Below are 15,383 nucleotides of genomic sequence, written 5' to 3'. Positions count from 1 at the left end.
AGTAAGCGCGGGCTCACGGCGGTTGTTCCGCGCGCGAGCCCGGACCTTAGTCGAGGTTAGGACGAAGCCAGCGCTCGGCGGTCTTGAGGTCGGCGCCACGGCGTGCGGCGTAATCCTCGAGCTGGTCGCGACCGACGCGCGCGACGCCGAAATACTCCGCCTGCGGGTGGCCGAAATAGAAGCCCGATACCGCGGCGGTCGGGAACATCGCGAAGCTCTCGGTCAGTTCCAGCCCGGTCGCGGTCTCGGCGTCGAGCAGGTCGAACAGGATCGGCTTGAGGCTGTGGTCCGGGCAGGCGGGATAGCCCGGTGCGGGGCGGATGCCGCGATACTGCTCCTTGATCAGCGCGTCGTTGGTGAGCTGTTCCTCGGGCGCATAGCCCCATAGCTCTTGGCGAACATGCTTGTGGAGGCGTTCGGCGAAGGCTTCGGCGAAGCGGTCGGCGAGCGCCTTGAGCAGGATGTCGTTGTAATCGTCATGCCCTGCCTTGAACCGCGCGATGTGCTCGTCGATGCCGTGGATACCGACTGCGAACCCGCCGAACCAGTCGTCCTGGGTGTCGATGAAATCGGCGAGACACATGTTGGCGCGGCCCTCGCGCTTGGCGATCTGTTGGCGCAGCATGGGGAGGCGGACTTCTTCCCCCCCGCCCGCTTGCGGGAGGGGGTTGGGGGGTGGGCTCGCGCCATCCTGAAGCGTGCCGATGGAGGAGAGCGCGTGCCCACCCCCGGCCCCTCCCGCTTGCGGGAGGGGGGAAGCGGTGACCACAACATCATCGCCCTCACGGCGCGCCGGCCACAGCCCCGCGACCCCGCGCGGGGTCAGCCACTTCTCCGCGACGATCGTATCGAGCATCGCCTGCGCATCCGCATACAGCGCACTCGCACTCTCGCCGACGACCTCGTCGGTCAGGATCGCTGGGAAGTTCCCTGCCAGTTCCCATGCGCGGAAGAACGGCGTCCAGTCGATATAGTCGCGCAGATCGGTCAGGTCCCAGTCCGCGAATACGTGCACGCCGGGTTTCACGGGCGCAGCAGGCTTCAACGAAAAGTCCGCCACGAACTTGCGCTCCCGTGCGGTAGCCAAGGGCAGCAATTCGCTCTGCCCCTTGTTCGCGCGCGAGATCCGCACCGCCTCATATTCGTCCGCGGTCTTGGTCACGAACTCGTCGCGGATCGTGTCCGACACCAGCGTCGAGGCAACGCCCACCGCGCGGCTGGCGTCGAGCACATGCACCACTGGACCGTCGTACGCGGGCGCGATCCTGAGCGCGGTGTGGACCTTCGAGGTCGTCGCGCCGCCGATCAGCAGCGGCATCGTCATGCCCGCGCGCTTCATCTCCTCGGCGACCGTCACCATCTCGTCGAGGCTCGGCGTGATCAGCCCGCTGAGCCCGATCATGTCCGCATCGTTCTCGTTCGCCGCTTCGAGGATCTTCGACCACGGCACCATCACGCCGAGATCGACCACGTCGAAGCCGTTGCACTGCAACACCACGCCGACGATGTTCTTGCCGATGTCATGCACGTCGCCCTTGACGGTCGCCATGATGATCTTGCCCTTGCCGCGCGCGCCGGGCTCCTTGGCCGCCTCGATATACGGCAGCAGATGCGCGACCGCCTTCTTCATCACGCGCGCCGACTTCACGACCTGCGGCAGGAACATTTTCCCAGAGCCGAACAGGTCGCCGACGACGTTCATGCCGTCCATCAGCGGACCTTCGATGACCTCGATCGGGCGGCCGCCATTGGTCTCGATGATCTGCCGCGCTTCCTCGGTATCCTCGACGACGTGAAGGTCGATGCCCTTGACCAGCGCATATTCGAGCCGTTTGTTGACGCCGAGTGAGCGCCATTCCGCCGCCGCCTTCTCGGCGACCACGTCGGTCCCGCGATAGCGTTCGGCGAGCGCTACCAGCCGGTCGCCGGCCTCGGGATCGGTGTTGAGCACGACGTCCTCGACCGCCTTGCGCAGTTCGGGATCGATGTCGTCGTAGATGTCGAGCTGACCGGCGTTGACGATCGCCATGTCCATACCCGCGGGGATCGCGTAGTACAGGAACACGCTGTGCATCGCCCGGCGCACCGGCTCATTGCCGCGGAACGAGAAGCTGAAGTTCGACAGCCCGCCCGAGATATGGACGTGAGGGCAGCGTGCCTTGATCTCCTTGCACGCCTCGATGAAGTCGACGCCGTAGTTGTTGTGCTCCTCGATCCCCGTCGCGACCGCGAACACGTTGGGATCGAAGATGATGTCCTCGGGCGGGAAGCCGATCCCGACGAGCAGCTTATAGGCGCGCTCGCAGATCTCGACCTTGCGGTCCTTGGTGTCCGCCTGCCCGACCTCGTCGAACGCCATCACGACCACCGCCGCACCGTACGCCATGCACTTGCGCGCCTGCGCCAGGAACTGCTCCTCGCCCTCCTTCATGCTGATCGAATTGACGATCGGCTTGCCGCTGACGCACTTCAGCCCCGCCTCGATCACGCTCCATTTCGAGCTGTCGACCATGAACGGGATGCGCGCGATATCGGGTTCGGCGGCGATCAGTTTCAGGAACGTCGTCATCGCGTGATGCGCGTCGAGCAGCCCCTCGTCCATGTTGACGTCGAGCACCTGCGCGCCGCTCTCGACCTGCTGGCGCGCGACCTCGACCGCGGCGGGGTAATCGCCGGCCATGATCAGCTTCTTGAAGCGCGCGGAGCCGGTGACGTTGGTGCGCTCGCCGATGTTGACGAATGAGGAGGAAGAAGTGGTGGTCATCTGTCTGGTTCTTCCCCCCCTCCCGCAAGCGGGAGGGGGTCGGGGGGTGGGCGCCCGCCATCCGCGGGCCTAATCGTTGGAGGGGAGCGCGAGCCCACCCCCTGCCCCCTCCCGCTTGCGGGAGGGGAAAGAAGTCAGGCCGCCATCGTGAACGGTTCGAGGCCGGCGAGTTTGGTCCGTACTTCCGGCCGCGCCACGACCCGCGGCTCTAGCCCGCGCACACCATCCGCCATCGCCTTGATATGCGCCGGCGTCGACCCGCAGCAGCCGCCGAGCACGTTGACCTGTTTCGCCACCGCCCACTCGCCGACCAACCCCGCCGTCGTCTCCGGCTGCTCGTCATACTCGCCGAGTTCGTTGGGCAGGCCAGCGTTCGGGTAGACCATGATCAGCGTATCCGCGATCGCCGACAGCGTCTTCACATGCGGCCGCAACTGCTCCGCCCCGAACGAACAATTCAGCCCGATCGTGATCGGCTTGGCATGCCGCACCGCGTGCCAGAACGCCTCGACCGTATGCCCCGACAGGTTACGCCCGCTAAGATCCGTCAACGTCATCGACATCATGATCGGCACGTCGCGCCCAAGCGCGTCGCCCGCCTCGATCGCCGCCATGATGCCGGCCTTCGCGTTGAGCGTATCGAACACCGTCTCGATCAGGATGAAGTCGACTCCGACCCCCTCGCCGCCCTCTAGCAGCGCGTCGATCTGCTCGCGGTACACGCCCTTCAAGTAATCGAAGTCGATCTCGCGGAACCCCGGATCGTTGACGTCGGGCGACAGCGACAGTGTCTTGTTGGTCGGCCCGATCGCGCCGGCGACGAAGCGCGGACGACCGTCCTTCGCTTCGTATTCGGTCGCGAGCGCACGCGCGATCCGCGCGGACTCGACGTTGATTTCGCGCACCAGATGCTCGGCGCCGTAATCGGCCTGCGAGATCACGTTGGCGCTGAACGTGTTGGTCGAGACGATGTCCGAACCGGCTTCCAGATATTCGCGCGTGATCGTCTCGGGGACTTCCGGCTTGGTGATCGCCAGGATGTCGTTGTTGCCCTTCTGGTCATGGCTCAAGCCGAGCGATCCCGCATAGGCCGCCTCGTCGAGCTTCCAGTTCTGGATCTCGGTGCCGAACGCGCCGTCGGTGATCAGGATGCGCTTGGCGGCTTCCGCGTTGAAACGTTCACGTGGTGTCATCGTATTCACTCCCCCCTCCCGCGAGCGGGAGGGGTCGGGGGTGGGCGCCTGATATCCTCGGGCGGTAACGTTGGAGGAGAGCGCGAGCCCACCCCCGGCCCCTCCCGCTTACGGGAGGGGGGCAGAAGTTAGGCCGCGGCGACCTTTTCAACCGGCTTCGCGCGAACACCCAGCATGTGGCAGATCGCGTAGGCCAGCTCCGCGCGGTTGAGCGTGTAGAAGTGGAAGTCCTTCACGCCGCCCGCATAGAGCCGCCGGCACATCTCGGCCGCGATCGTCGCCGCAACGAGTTGCCGGGCAGCGGGATGATCGTCGAGGCCTTCGAACAGCCGGTCCATCCACGCCGGGATTTCCGCGCCGCAAGCGCCTGCGAACTTGCGCGTCTGGGCGACGTTGGAGACCGGCAGGATGCCCGGCAGGATCTGCGCGGTGATCCCCGCCGCCGCAACCCGGTCGCGAAACCGGAAATACGCCTCGGGGGAGAAGAAGAACTGCGTGATCGCGCGGCTCGCACCCGCGTCGAGCTTGCGCTTCAGATTGTCGAGATCAGCATCATGGCCGCCCGATTCCGGATGGCATTCGGGATACGCCGCGACCGAAATCTCGAACGGGTGCAGCTTCCGCAGGCCAGCAACAAGAGCCGCCGCATTCTCATACCCACCCGGATGCGCCTGATACGGCTGGCCGAGCGTCGGCATGTCGCCGCGCAGCGCGACGATGTGGCGCACGCCTGCCGCCCAATACTCCTCGGCGACCTGGTCGATCTCGGCCTTGGTCGCCTCGACGCAGGTCAGATGCGCGGCCGCATTCATCGACGTCTCGCGCTGGATCCGCGCGACCGTCGCGTGCGTCCGCTCGCGCGTGGAACCGCCAGCGCCGTAGGTGACCGACACGAAATCGGGGCCAAGCGGCTCCAGCGTCCGGATCGCGTCCCAGAGCTGCGTCTCCATCTTCTCGCTTTTGGGCGGGAAGAATTCGAAGCTGATACCGACATCGCCCGCTAGGTCCGCGAACAGCGGTTCCTCAAGCGCGCGCCGCGCTTCGGCCAGTTGGGGGATCGAAATGTTCGTCATGCCGCCTTCACCTCACGCAAGCTCGCGCCGATCTGCCGGCCGAGCCATAATTTTACCGTCAACTCACCGCCCTCGAGCGTCTCGACCCGCGCCGTCTGCAAGCCCGCCGCCTCGAACCACGCCGCCATCTGCTCGTCCGCGAACCCGAGACGCGTGTGCGCATCGCGCACCCGCAATTCCTCACGGTCGTGGCTTGCAAAGTCCGCGATCAACAGCCGCCCGCCGGGCGCGAGGACCCGCGCCGCCTCACTCACCGCCGCGCCGGGCTGCTGCGCGAAATGCAGGACGTGGTGCAGGATCGCGACATCCGCCGCGGCATCCGCCATCGGCAGCGCGTAAAGGTCCGCCTGGCGCAGTTCCGCGTGCGTCATGTCGTGAAGCTTCGCCCGCGCAAGCCGCAGCATCTCCGAACTGCGATCGATCCCGAGCGCGACCGTAGCCCGTCCGCCGAACAATTCGAGCATCCGCCCGGTACCCGTACCGATATCGATAAGCGTCCCTACCGGAGCGTCGCCCAGCACGAGTGCCATCGCCGCCTCGACCTCGCTATCGGCGACGTGCAGCGACCGGATCGCGTCCCATTCGTCGGCATGCCCCTCGAACCACGCCGCCGCACTCGCCGCCCGGTCCGCGCGCACCGCGGCAAGCCGTGCCGCATCCGCCACCGCCCAATGATCCGGTTCGGCCTTCGCCCAGACATCCAGCGCCGCCGCGACCGGTTCGACCACGTCGGGCGCACCAAGCGCGACGAACACCCAGCTGCCCTCCTTGCGACGTTCGGCAAGCCCGGCATCGCACAGGATCTTCACATGCCGCGACACGCGTGGCTGGCTCTGCCCGAGCACCTGCGCGAGTTCGCCGACCGACAGCTCCATACGCCGCAACAGCGCCAGAATCCGCAATCGGGTCGCATCAGCCAATGCACGGAAGATTTCGAGCGCCATCGTCATGACCGGTCATATAAAGAATTCTTTATATGAGGTCAACGCGAGCGTGAGCGTCTTCGACATCAGGTGCGAGCCGGAGCGGCTTGTCGCATCCGCGACGGTCGTGACGGATCGGAAACGCCTTGTCCGCGTTCGATTGCGCTATGGGCTGTGATTTTGCTGGTCCACAAGACGACGTTTACGGGAGTAGATACGTATGAAGAAGTTCCTGATCCCCGCCCTGGCCCTGACCGCCGGCCTCGCCGCCTGCAGCAACAACGCGCAGGACGAGACTGCACAGGCCGCCAACGCCATTGCTGCCGACGCGAGCGCGACCACCGCCAATGCCGTCGACGACGTCAGCGCCGCCAGCGATCGCGCGCTCGGTTCGGCCGAGCGTTCGCTCGACAATGCCGCTGCCCGCCTCGACAACTCGACCGACAATCTCGATGCCAAGACCGACCGCGCCGGCGACCGAATCGAAGCCGGCGCAGACCGCGCGGGCGCGTCGATCAACAACGGGGCCGACCGGGCCGCTGACGCCACCGGCAACGCGCTGACCCGCGCCGGCAACGCGATCAAGGACTAAATCTTGCCAGGGCGCCCCCACTCCACCGTCACCCTAGTGCATGCTGAAACCTCCCGGTTCGGGTCACGACGACCTCTCCGGGAAGATACCGGCTTTCGCTGGCATGACGGTGCGATGTTGGGGGCGCTGTTTGTCATCTCCGCGCTGGCGGCCTGCTCTCCGGCCACCGAACCCGGCGCCGTTACGGCGGACGAAGCGCATCAGTTGAACGAAGCCGCTGCGATGCTAGACGCCAACAGCGTCGATCTGAACGCGGTTGCCGCTGCGCCCGACGATACCGAAATCTCCTCGAATCAAAGCGATCAGACCCGATGACTCTCCGCCGCCTCGGCTCGACCGATCTGAAGATCGCCCCCCTCGTCCTCGGCGGCAACGTGTTCGGCTGGACCGCCGACCGCGCGGCGAGCTTCGCCGTGCTCGATGCGTTCGTCGCCGGCGGCGGCACGATGATCGACACCGCCGACGCATACTCGGCATGGGTCGATGGTCACAAGGGCGGCGAATCCGAAAGCATGATCGGCGAATGGCTGAAGACCAGCGGCAGGCGCGACGACGTGCTGATCGCGACCAAGGTCGGCATGCTTCCCGGCGAAGGCGGCGAGAAGCTCGCCCCCGCGCGCATCGTCGCTGCTGCCGAAGCGTCGCTCAAGCGTCTCGGTACCGATCGGATCGACCTTTATTACGCGCACCAGGACGACGAGTCGCAGCCGCAGGAGGCTGTGCTCGAAGCGTTCGGCAAACTGGTCGACGCTGGGAAGGTCCGCGTCATCGGCGCGTCCAACTTCCACGCCGCCCGCCTGAAGTCCGCGGTCGAGGCCGCCAAGACGTCCGATTTGCCTCGCTATCACGTGCTCCAGCCCGAATATAATCTGGTCAGCCGCACCAAATTCGAAGGCGAATTGCAGGATTATTGCGTCGTCGAAAATATCGGCGTGCTGCCGTATTACGGGCTCGCGTCGGGGTTCCTCACCGGCAAATACCGCACCAAGGAAGACCTCGGCCAGAGCATCCGTGGCGGCCGAATGGGCGAATTGCTCGAAGGCACCGGCAAGGCGGTGCTCGACGCGATGGACTCGGTCGTGGAAGCGACCGGCGCGACCCATGCACAAGTCGCGTTGGCATGGCTGCTCGCCCAACCCGGCATCACCGCGCCGATCGCCAGCGCCACCAGCGTAAAGCAGATCGAAGACCTGTTGCCGGCGATGACGCTGGAGCTGACCGAGGACCAACTGGCCGCCCTCACCGACGCGGGCGCCTGACCTATCGATCCTCCCCCCCAGGGGAGGATCGATCTAGGTCGTTCGGTCCCTAGTCCCCCGCGAACGTCAGCGCCGATGTGCGCCTTTCCCGTTCGTTGATCAGCAATGCCCGGCCCGCGGGCGCGATCGAGCGTTGCGGGCAGTCGTTGCGGAAGCAGGCGCGGCAACCCAGGCCGATCGGCATGGCCCTCCCCGCCAGATCGAAACCGCTCGCCGCCGCCAGCACGCCGGCTTGTGATGCCGCCACACCGAGGCCGATCGCAAATTCGGCATGGACCGCGCCAAAGCGACTGCCCTGCGGTGTCACCGTTCGCGCCATCGTCAGCCAACGCGCGCCGTCTTCAAGTTCGACGAGTTGGACCATCAAACTGCCGGGCCGGTCGAATGCGTGATGCAACCGCCACAGCGGACAGCGCCCATCCGCCTCGACCAGCGCCGCACCGCTTGCGCCGGGATAGCGCTTCGATGCCTGCCCCGCGCGGTCGATCCGGATCATGAAGAACGGCAGCCCGCGCGCGCCCACCCGCTGCAACGTCGTCAACCGGTGCGCGACCTGTTCGAAGCCTGCCCCGAACCGGCGTTGCAGAAGCTCGATATCGTAGCCGGTCGTCTCGCACCCGCGCAGGAACCGGGCGTACGGCATCATCAGCGCGGCAGCGAAATAGCCGAGCAGGTGGCGGCGATAGAGCCGCTCGGCGGCGCGATCGGTGAAGCCTGCGCCCTTAGCGAGCGCATCGATCTCCGCCTTCGCCTCGATCTGGCCCAGCTGAAAGGCGACCGCGAACGTCCGCGAGGCAGGGTCGAGCATCTCGCTCAGCTGCAACTGGCGCGCGTGGAGGTCGAGCCGGCGCAGCATGTCCGGCAGCACGTCGGCCGGCAGCACGCGGATCGTCAGACCGTGCCTCGCACGCAGCCGTTCGGCGATCGCGCCGTACAGATCGCCCGCACCGAGCCGCAACTCGTCCGCCAGCGCTTCGGCTGTCGCATCTAGGTCGGCGAAATGGTTGCGCCAGCGTTCGATTTCGCGCCGGACGAGCGTCACCGGATCGTCGCCGCTTCCGACTGCCGTGCCCCCACCGATCCGGTCGAACACGCGCGCGAACGCTGCGGCTCCACCGGGCGCGCTGGCCAACCATTCCTCGACCTCCGTGCGATCGATCTCGAGATCGGCGAACATCGGATCCGCCAGCCGTCTGCGGATCGCATCCGCACCGCCGCCCGGTTCCCCTGCCGCAAGCGCTCGCGGATCGAAGTCGAAGCTCTCGGCGAGCTTGATCAGCAACGTCGCGGAGATCGGTCGCTGATTGCGCTCGACCAGATTGAGATAGCTGGGACTGATGGACAGGATCTCGGACATCGCCGCCTGCGTGAGCCCGGCGCTCCTGCGCAAGCGCCTGATCGCATGTCCTGCGAGCAATTTACGGTCTGCCATCGCCCAATCTCCTGTCACGATCTTTACAGACGGACAGCCGATTATCAAGGATCGCCGACAGTCCGACGCCGAGTTCGCGTTGTTTGCCATTCTCCCGGAGGCATGTGCGCCGGTACCAGTTGGGCATCGCCTCTCCACGCAGATGAAAGCTGTAAAGGGAGAGACAGGCCATGAAGGAGGCAAGCCATGCAGACGACCACCGAACAACCCCGCGCCCGCGCCGTCTTCTCGACCAACGATTTCGCGCTGATGAAGGAGGTGCTCGGCGAGATGATCAGCAAGACCTCCATCGACGACGCTCGGCTGATGCGGATGAGCGCGCTGTACCACCGTCTCGGTCGGCTCGGCTAAACCCGTTCAAGAGTTTCCTGGGGAGGAAAGGTACCCGCCGATGGTTCGTCCATCGGCGGGTATTCCTGTTTCCTCTGACTTCGCCCCTCCCTGAAAGGGAGGGGTTGGGGGTGGGTCGGCCCGCTCGTGTCGTGCCGGTTCGATTAATGCGGTGACCTACCCACCCCCGGCCCCTCCCTTTCAGGGAGGGGGGAAGGGAAACTCGCGTCGAAATTCCGCCCCTTTCCAACCGCATCCCCTCGTGTAGGACGGCGGCATGGCTACCTCACTGACCGCGCGCATCAAGGACGATATCGTCCTGTACGGCGCCCTCGCCGCCAATCTCGGGATCGGCGTGGCAAAGTTCGTCGCCGCCGGCATGACCGGATCGTCGTCGATGCTGACCGAAGGGTTTCACTCGGTCGTCGACAGCGGCAATCAGGTGCTGTTGCTCTACGGCCAGCGCAAGGCAAAGCGCCCGGCCGACGAGGCGCACCCGTTCGGCTATGGCCGAGAACTGTATTTCTGGGCGTTCGTCGTCGCGATCCTGATCTTCGCGATCGGCGCGGGCGTGTCGATCTACGAGGGGTGGCGGCACATCCAGGACCCGGAACCGCTGACCAGCCCGACGATCAACTATATCGTGCTCGCCATATCGTTCGCGCTGGAGGGCAGCAGCTGGACGATCGCGGTGCGTGAATTCTCGAAGACCAAGGGCGACATGGGCTGGTGGTCGGCGATCCACCGGTCGAAGGATCCGGCCGGCTTCATCGTGTTGTTCGAGGATTCCGCGGCGCTGGCGGGTCTCGTGATCGCCGGAATGGGCATCTGGGCAAGCCATGCGTTCAACGATCCGCGCATCGACGGCGCCGCATCAATCGCGATCGGGCTGATCCTCGCCTTGGTCGCCGTGTTGTTGGCGCGCGAATCGAAGGGCTTGCTGATCGGCGAGCGCGCCGACCCGGCCGTGATCGCCACGATCCAAAAGATCGTTGCGGCGCATCCCGCGATCGTCTCGGTCAACCACGTCCGCACGGTCCACGCCGCGCCCGACAGCATCTTCGTCGCAATCAGCGCGGACTTCGACGACGCGGTCACGATGAGCGACGGCGAAACGATGATCGAGGCGATGGAGACCGAACTTCGCGCCGCCGTGCCGACGCTGTCGTCGATATATATCCGCCCGGAGAAGCGCGAGAACGCGGTGCTGGCTATCGAGCCTCGTCACGACGACGGCGCTCCCAATCGAAACCACGCCTAATCTGAGTTATACGCAAGCCGCTGGCAACGCTTGAGTTTGCGCGATAGCATCCGAACATGAAACCGTTGCTCCGCCTGATTGCCTTGCTCGTCTTTTACGTCGGATCGGTGCTGCCTGCACAGGCCGCGGTGACGATCACGTTCTGGAGCCATGAGCTCGGCAACAGCTTCCCGCATGCATTCTTCACGTTGCGCGGCATTCCCAATGCGGGCGGTGCGCCGGTCGACACGAATGTCGGGTTTACCGCCAAATCGGTCTCGCCGGCGCTGTTGATGGGCCCGGTCGCAGGCAAGCTCGATATCGCCAAGCCAAGTTATGTTGCCGGCAGCGACGCGCAATTCTCGGTCGTCATGAGCGACGCGCAGTATGAAGCGGTGCTGCGGTTGGTCGACGCCTGGAGCGAGGGCAAGCCGGACAGCGTCTATCGCCTGTCGGATCACAATTGCGTGACCTTCGTGAAGGAAGCGGCGCGGATCGTCGGGCTCACAGGTATCGACCAACCGAAGCTTATGAAGAAACCGCGGTCGTATTTGAAAGCCGTACTGGCGGAGAATACCGGCCGCGTGACGCCCGTCGGCCTGCACGGGAAGGCCTATCTCGCCACGCTCGCGCCCCTTTCCCCGGTTCAGTCCACCAGCACAATTTCGGTCGGTGCCACGACGCGCATAGCGATGCCGATCGTCACGCTCGCCCCCGCGCGTTAAGACGCGGGCACCAGCTCGACGACATCCAGAACGGATTCGAACCGCGGATATGGCAGGACTACGCGCCACCGCTGCGGGCCGATGCGCTCGATCAGGCCGGCCATGTCGCGATTGACGTCGCGACCATAGCGCATCGGGCGCTTCTCATCGCCCAGTTCCATCGTGCCCAGGAATACCGCGCGCGAATCCGTATCGGCGAATACGGTACCGACCGGACGCTGCGATCCGTCGATCTTGACCAAGCTGACGACGTCGGTGCCGCCGTTCGAGTCGATCCGGCAGGCGAACCACGCAGAGGCCGAGTAGGTCGGCCCGATCCCGCCACGCGCGCCAAGCTTGAATGTCCGGCATCGGTACGCGCCGGCGGGGGGCAAGGCGTTGGCAAGCGCATGGTCCGGATCGAACAGAGCCGGTTCGCGGGCGAGTTCCCGCCGATCGACCTGCGCCAGCGCATCCATCCAAGCCCCACGCCAGCCGCGCAACCGTGCTCGGTCCGCCGGTGTCGCGACTCGTCGCCAATCGCCATCCCGGTCAGGGTCTATCGGGGACGGTGCCGCGATGCCTGCGGTAGCCGCGTGCACCGAACTCGAACCGCAGCCCGCCAGGACGATGCAGGCTCCCGTCGCCAGCGATGTCCGCTTCGTCGTCGATCGCATGCCCATCACCGAAGATAACCCTCCAACATGCTGTATGACAATCATATTTCGGCGACACCGACGACCATGTCGGTCACGCTGCGGTCCAGCCGCCGTCCATCGACAGGTTCGCGCCGGTGATCGCCTTGGCCTCGTCGCGACACAGGAATAGCGCGAACGCCGCGACCTGTTCGGGCGTGACGAATTCCTTGGTCGGTTGCGCGGCGAGCAGCACGTCGTTCATCACCTGATCGCGTGTCATCCCGCGCGCCGCCATCGTGTCCGGGATCTGGTTCTCGACCAGCGGGGTCCAGACATAGCCGGGCGAGATGCAGTTGACGGTGATGCCGTCGGTCGCGGTCTCCAGCGCGATCGTCTTGGTCAGCCCTGCGATCGCGTGCTTGGCCATGACGTACGCCGACTTGTTGGGGCTCGCGACCAGCGAGTGCGCCGAGGCGGTCGAGATGATGCGCCCCCAGCCCTTCGCGCGCATCAACGGCACCGCGGCGCGCATCATGTGCCAGGCCGAGGACAGGTTGATCGCGATGATCGCATCGAACTTGTCGATCGGGAAGTCGGCGATCCCGGCGACGTGCTGGATACCCGCGTTGTTGACGACGATGTCGACGCTACCGGTCTCGGCGGCGGCTCGCTCGACCATCGCGGCGATCTCGTCCGGCTTGGTCATGTCGGCCGGATCGTAAAGCGCGGCGGCTCCGCTGGTTTGCGCCAGAGCGGCCCGCTCCCGCTCGATCACGTCCGCGTCGCCGAAGCCGTTGAGCACCACCGCGGTGCCCTCGGCCGCGAACGCCTTGGCATAGGCCAGGCCGATCCCCGACGTGGATCCGGTGATGACCGCGGTCTTGCCCTTCAGGAACATGCGCACTCCCCAATCCTCTTCCGCAGCGGATTCGACCGCCGTGCAACTCTAGCGCCACCTTGCGCATTTCGTTCCCAAGCAGAAACGAAAAGGGGCATATTCATGCGGCTCGACAATTACGATCCGAACATCAACGTCGAGGACCAGCGCGGATCCGGATCCGGCGGCGGCGGCGGTTTCGGCGGCGGTGGTGGCGGCCTGCTGATGGGGCTGTTGCCGATGATCGGCAGTCGCTTCGGGTGCGGCGGGATCGTCGTCGTACTGATCCTGATGGCAGTGTTCGGCGGCATGGGTGGCCTTGGCGGCCTGCTCGGCGGTGGACAGTCCTCCGCGCCGACCACGCAGAGCGGATCGCCGCGCGCCGGCACGGATACCACATCGAGCTGCAACCTGACGCCCGAGAGCAAGGCCGCCTGCAACGCATTCAGCTCAGCGGACAACACGTGGGAAGCGATCTTCCAGAAGAACGGCCAGCGATTCGAAGCGCCGAAGCTGGTATTTCTTCGACGGCAATGGCCGTTCGGGCTGCGGCGCGGCGCAGTCGGCAATGGGGCCGTTCTATTGCCCGACCGACCAGGGCATCTATCTCGACACGAGCTTCTTCAACGAGCTTTCGACCCGGTTCAAGGCGGACGGCGACTTCGCGCAGGATTACGTGATCGCGCACGAGTTCGGCCATCACATCCAGAAGCTGCTCGGCACCAACGCGCAGGTCCAGCGGGCACAGCGGCAGGCGAGCGAGACCGAAGGCAACGCGCTGTCGGTACGGCTCGAACTGCAGGCGGATTGCTATGCGGGCGTGTGGGCGGCAGCCAACCGGTCGCGGCTCGAAGCCGGCGATATCCAGGAGGGCATGACGGCCGCGCAGGCGATCGGCGACGACACGTTGCAGAAGGAGTCGCAGGGACGTGTGGTGCCGGACAGCTTCACGCATGGGACGTCGGCGCAGCGTCAGGCGTGGTTGAAGCGCGGGCTCGACAGCGGCGATCCGCAGCAGTGCGACACGTTCTCGGGCGCGATTTGAGGTAAGGCCTCGATCCTCCCCCCGCCAGGGGTGGCTGGCACTTGCCAGACGGAGGGGGAGGAACGGGTTACGACTGTTCCGCTTCCTCCCCCCTCCGTCACCTTCGGCGACACCTCCCCCTGGCGGGGGAGGAATTAAAATCCGTCTGCGCCCTTACGCGACGGTCACGCCCTTCCAAAACGCATACCGGCCCTTGATCTCAACCGCCGCCGACTTCGGGTCCGGATAATACCAGACCGCATCGACGTTGCGCTTCCCGTCGACGACCAGCGTCTTGTAGCTCGCCACGCCCTTCCACGGGCAGTTAGAGTGCATCGCGCTATCCTCCAGCAGAGCCGGGTCGACGCTGTCGGCGGGGAAATAGTGATTGCCTTCTACGACGACGGTATCGTCCGATCGTGCGATCTCGCGGCCATTCCATGTAGCGACAGGCATGTAAGTCTCCTTCAGGCGCGCCCCAGCCCCGCCGCCTCATACCGCTCGGGCTTGAACCCGACCAGCAGCGTCTCGCCGGTATAGAGGACCGGGCGCTTGATCATCGAAGGCTGCGAAAGCATCAGCGCGGCGGCCTTCTCCGCGTCGAGATCAGCCCGATCCGCTTCGGGCAGTTTCCGGAACGTGGTGCCGGCGCGGTTGAGCAGCACCTCCCAACCAACCCGCCCGATCCAGTCGTTGAGATGCGCAGCGTCGACCCCGGCGGTCTTGTAGTCGTGGAACGCGTACGCCACGCCGTGCGCATCGAGCCACGTGCGCGCCTTCTTCATCGTGTCGCAATTCTTGATGCCGAACATCGTGATCGTCAAAATCGCCTCCCTGTCGCCGCGTGGCGCAAAGCTCGCCACCGGTTCGAACCGACCGGCGTCATACCGCGCCGTCCGTCTTCCCACCATCGGCGCAAGACCGCGCGAGCCGACCACCGATCGTGGAAAAGGCAAAGGCGGGCACGGCCAGGATGCACAGGATCGTCGCACCGGCCATCAACAGCCCGCCTGTGCCCGCGTTGACCCACATGACGGGCAGCTGCGCAAACGTCACGATCATGCCGCCCAGCCAGCCCCGCCGCCGCAACATGAAACCCGATAGCGCCGATAACACCAGCGACCCGGGATACCAGATCCGCCAATAGCCATCCGCGTCCCAGGGCTCTTTCGCGCCCGAAACATGGCTGACGAACTGCCAGTACAGCAGGCTGACGAGCAGGAGCATGAGGGGCTGGATCCATCGGGTGGTCATGCGCCTATCCTCTCACAGGACAGCGCACCGTGCCACCACCCACCTGGATCAAGCCAGTGGCGTGAGGCGGCGAGGCCGTT

16 protein-coding genes and 1 pseudogene are annotated in these 15,383 nt (G+C 65.6%); 7 read left to right on the top strand and 10 right to left on the bottom strand.

Annotated features, from left to right (window positions below; all coding sequences use genetic code 11):
• Positions 1–46 precede the first annotated feature (46 nt).
• From metH to QFZ54_RS03295, 4 genes are all read right to left on the bottom strand, one after another.
• The gene (gene metH / locus QFZ54_RS03310; RefSeq protein WP_307084382.1) at positions 47–2,764 is read right to left on the bottom strand and encodes a methionine synthase; all 2,718 of its coding nucleotides are present in this window, start codon (positions 2,762–2,764) and stop codon (positions 47–49) included.
• 134 nt (positions 2,765–2,898) lie between these two features.
• On the bottom strand, positions 2,899–3,957 hold the full coding sequence (locus tag QFZ54_RS03305) for a homocysteine S-methyltransferase family protein (RefSeq protein WP_307084380.1): 1,059 nt from the start codon (positions 3,955–3,957) through the stop codon (positions 2,899–2,901).
• A gap of 128 nt (positions 3,958–4,085) precedes the next feature.
• Complete coding sequence (gene metF, locus QFZ54_RS03300; RefSeq protein WP_307084378.1) at positions 4,086–5,030, bottom strand: methylenetetrahydrofolate reductase; 945 nt, start codon at positions 5,028–5,030, stop codon at positions 4,086–4,088.
• Positions 5,027–5,980, bottom strand: coding sequence for an ArsR/SmtB family transcription factor (locus tag QFZ54_RS03295; RefSeq protein WP_307084377.1), 954 nt, complete (start codon positions 5,978–5,980; stop codon positions 5,027–5,029). Before QFZ54_RS03295 ends, metF begins: the two co-directional genes overlap by 4 nt.
• A gap of 193 nt (positions 5,981–6,173) precedes the next feature.
• Here QFZ54_RS03295 and QFZ54_RS03290 point away from each other — a divergent pair, with 193 nt between their 5' ends.
• From QFZ54_RS03290 to QFZ54_RS03280, 3 genes are all read left to right on the top strand, one after another.
• Positions 6,174–6,545 (top strand): hypothetical protein, encoded by a 372-nt coding sequence (locus QFZ54_RS03290; protein WP_307084374.1) that lies wholly within the window; start codon positions 6,174–6,176, stop codon positions 6,543–6,545.
• A 114-nt stretch (positions 6,546–6,659) separates the two neighbouring features.
• Positions 6,660–6,860, top strand: coding sequence for a hypothetical protein (locus tag QFZ54_RS03285; protein WP_307084372.1), 201 nt, complete (start codon positions 6,660–6,662; stop codon positions 6,858–6,860).
• Positions 6,857–7,804: an aldo/keto reductase gene (locus QFZ54_RS03280; protein ID WP_307084369.1), complete on the top strand. Its 948-nt coding sequence runs from the start codon at positions 6,857–6,859 to the stop codon at positions 7,802–7,804. The genes QFZ54_RS03285 and QFZ54_RS03280 overlap by 4 nt, the downstream gene beginning before the upstream one ends.
• 49 nt (positions 7,805–7,853) lie before the next feature.
• Here QFZ54_RS03280 and QFZ54_RS03275 read toward each other — a convergent pair whose 3' ends face one another.
• Positions 7,854–9,236, bottom strand: coding sequence for a helix-turn-helix domain-containing protein (locus tag QFZ54_RS03275; protein WP_307084367.1), 1,383 nt, complete (start codon positions 9,234–9,236; stop codon positions 7,854–7,856).
• Between the two features lie 186 nt (positions 9,237–9,422).
• Between QFZ54_RS03275 and QFZ54_RS03270 the strand changes: the two genes are divergently transcribed.
• From QFZ54_RS03270 to QFZ54_RS03260, 3 genes are all read left to right on the top strand, one after another.
• Positions 9,423–9,587 carry a hypothetical protein gene (locus tag QFZ54_RS03270; RefSeq protein ID WP_167398800.1) on the top strand — a complete coding sequence of 55 codons (165 nt, stop codon included), beginning with the start codon at positions 9,423–9,425 and terminating at the stop codon, positions 9,585–9,587.
• A 256-nt stretch (positions 9,588–9,843) separates the two neighbouring features.
• On the top strand, positions 9,844–10,827 hold the full coding sequence (locus QFZ54_RS03265; RefSeq protein WP_307084365.1) for a cation diffusion facilitator family transporter: 984 nt from the start codon (positions 9,844–9,846) through the stop codon (positions 10,825–10,827).
• A gap of 56 nt (positions 10,828–10,883) precedes the next feature.
• Complete coding sequence (locus QFZ54_RS03260) at positions 10,884–11,531, top strand: hypothetical protein (protein WP_307084362.1); 648 nt, start codon at positions 10,884–10,886, stop codon at positions 11,529–11,531.
• Here QFZ54_RS03260 and QFZ54_RS03255 read toward each other — a convergent pair.
• Positions 11,528–12,187: a DUF4893 domain-containing protein gene (locus tag QFZ54_RS03255; protein WP_307084360.1), complete on the bottom strand. Its 660-nt coding sequence runs from the start codon at positions 12,185–12,187 to the stop codon at positions 11,528–11,530. The genes QFZ54_RS03260 and QFZ54_RS03255 overlap by 4 nt on opposite strands.
• A 73-nt stretch (positions 12,188–12,260) precedes the next feature.
• Positions 12,261–13,046, bottom strand: coding sequence for a 3-hydroxybutyrate dehydrogenase (locus QFZ54_RS03250; RefSeq protein WP_307089242.1), 786 nt, complete (start codon positions 13,044–13,046; stop codon positions 12,261–12,263).
• A 102-nt stretch (positions 13,047–13,148) separates the two neighbouring features.
• Here QFZ54_RS03250 and ypfJ point away from each other — a divergent pair.
• Positions 13,149–14,070, top strand: a pseudogene (ypfJ, locus tag QFZ54_RS03245) (KPN_02809 family neutral zinc metallopeptidase).
• 153 nt (positions 14,071–14,223) lie between these two features.
• On the opposite strand, the gene QFZ54_RS03240 reads toward ypfJ, so the two are convergent.
• From QFZ54_RS03240 to QFZ54_RS03230, 3 genes are read right to left on the bottom strand one after another with little or no spacing between them, the layout of a single operon-like run.
• On the bottom strand, positions 14,224–14,505 hold the full coding sequence (locus QFZ54_RS03240; protein ID WP_307084358.1) for a DUF427 domain-containing protein: 282 nt from the start codon (positions 14,503–14,505) through the stop codon (positions 14,224–14,226).
• Between the two features lie 11 nt (positions 14,506–14,516).
• Positions 14,517–14,873 carry an ArsC family reductase gene (locus QFZ54_RS03235; RefSeq protein WP_307084356.1) on the bottom strand — a complete coding sequence of 119 codons (357 nt, stop codon included), beginning with the start codon at positions 14,871–14,873 and terminating at the stop codon, positions 14,517–14,519.
• A gap of 58 nt (positions 14,874–14,931) precedes the next feature.
• On the bottom strand, positions 14,932–15,303 hold the full coding sequence (locus QFZ54_RS03230) for a hypothetical protein (RefSeq protein WP_307084354.1): 372 nt from the start codon (positions 15,301–15,303) through the stop codon (positions 14,932–14,934).
• Positions 15,304–15,383 lie beyond the last annotated feature (80 nt).

The organism is Sphingomonas faeni (assembly GCF_030817315.1).
Taxonomy (GTDB): domain Bacteria; phylum Pseudomonadota; class Alphaproteobacteria; order Sphingomonadales; family Sphingomonadaceae; genus Sphingomonas; species Sphingomonas faeni_C.
This window is presented reverse-complemented; position numbering and strand designations above follow the sequence as displayed.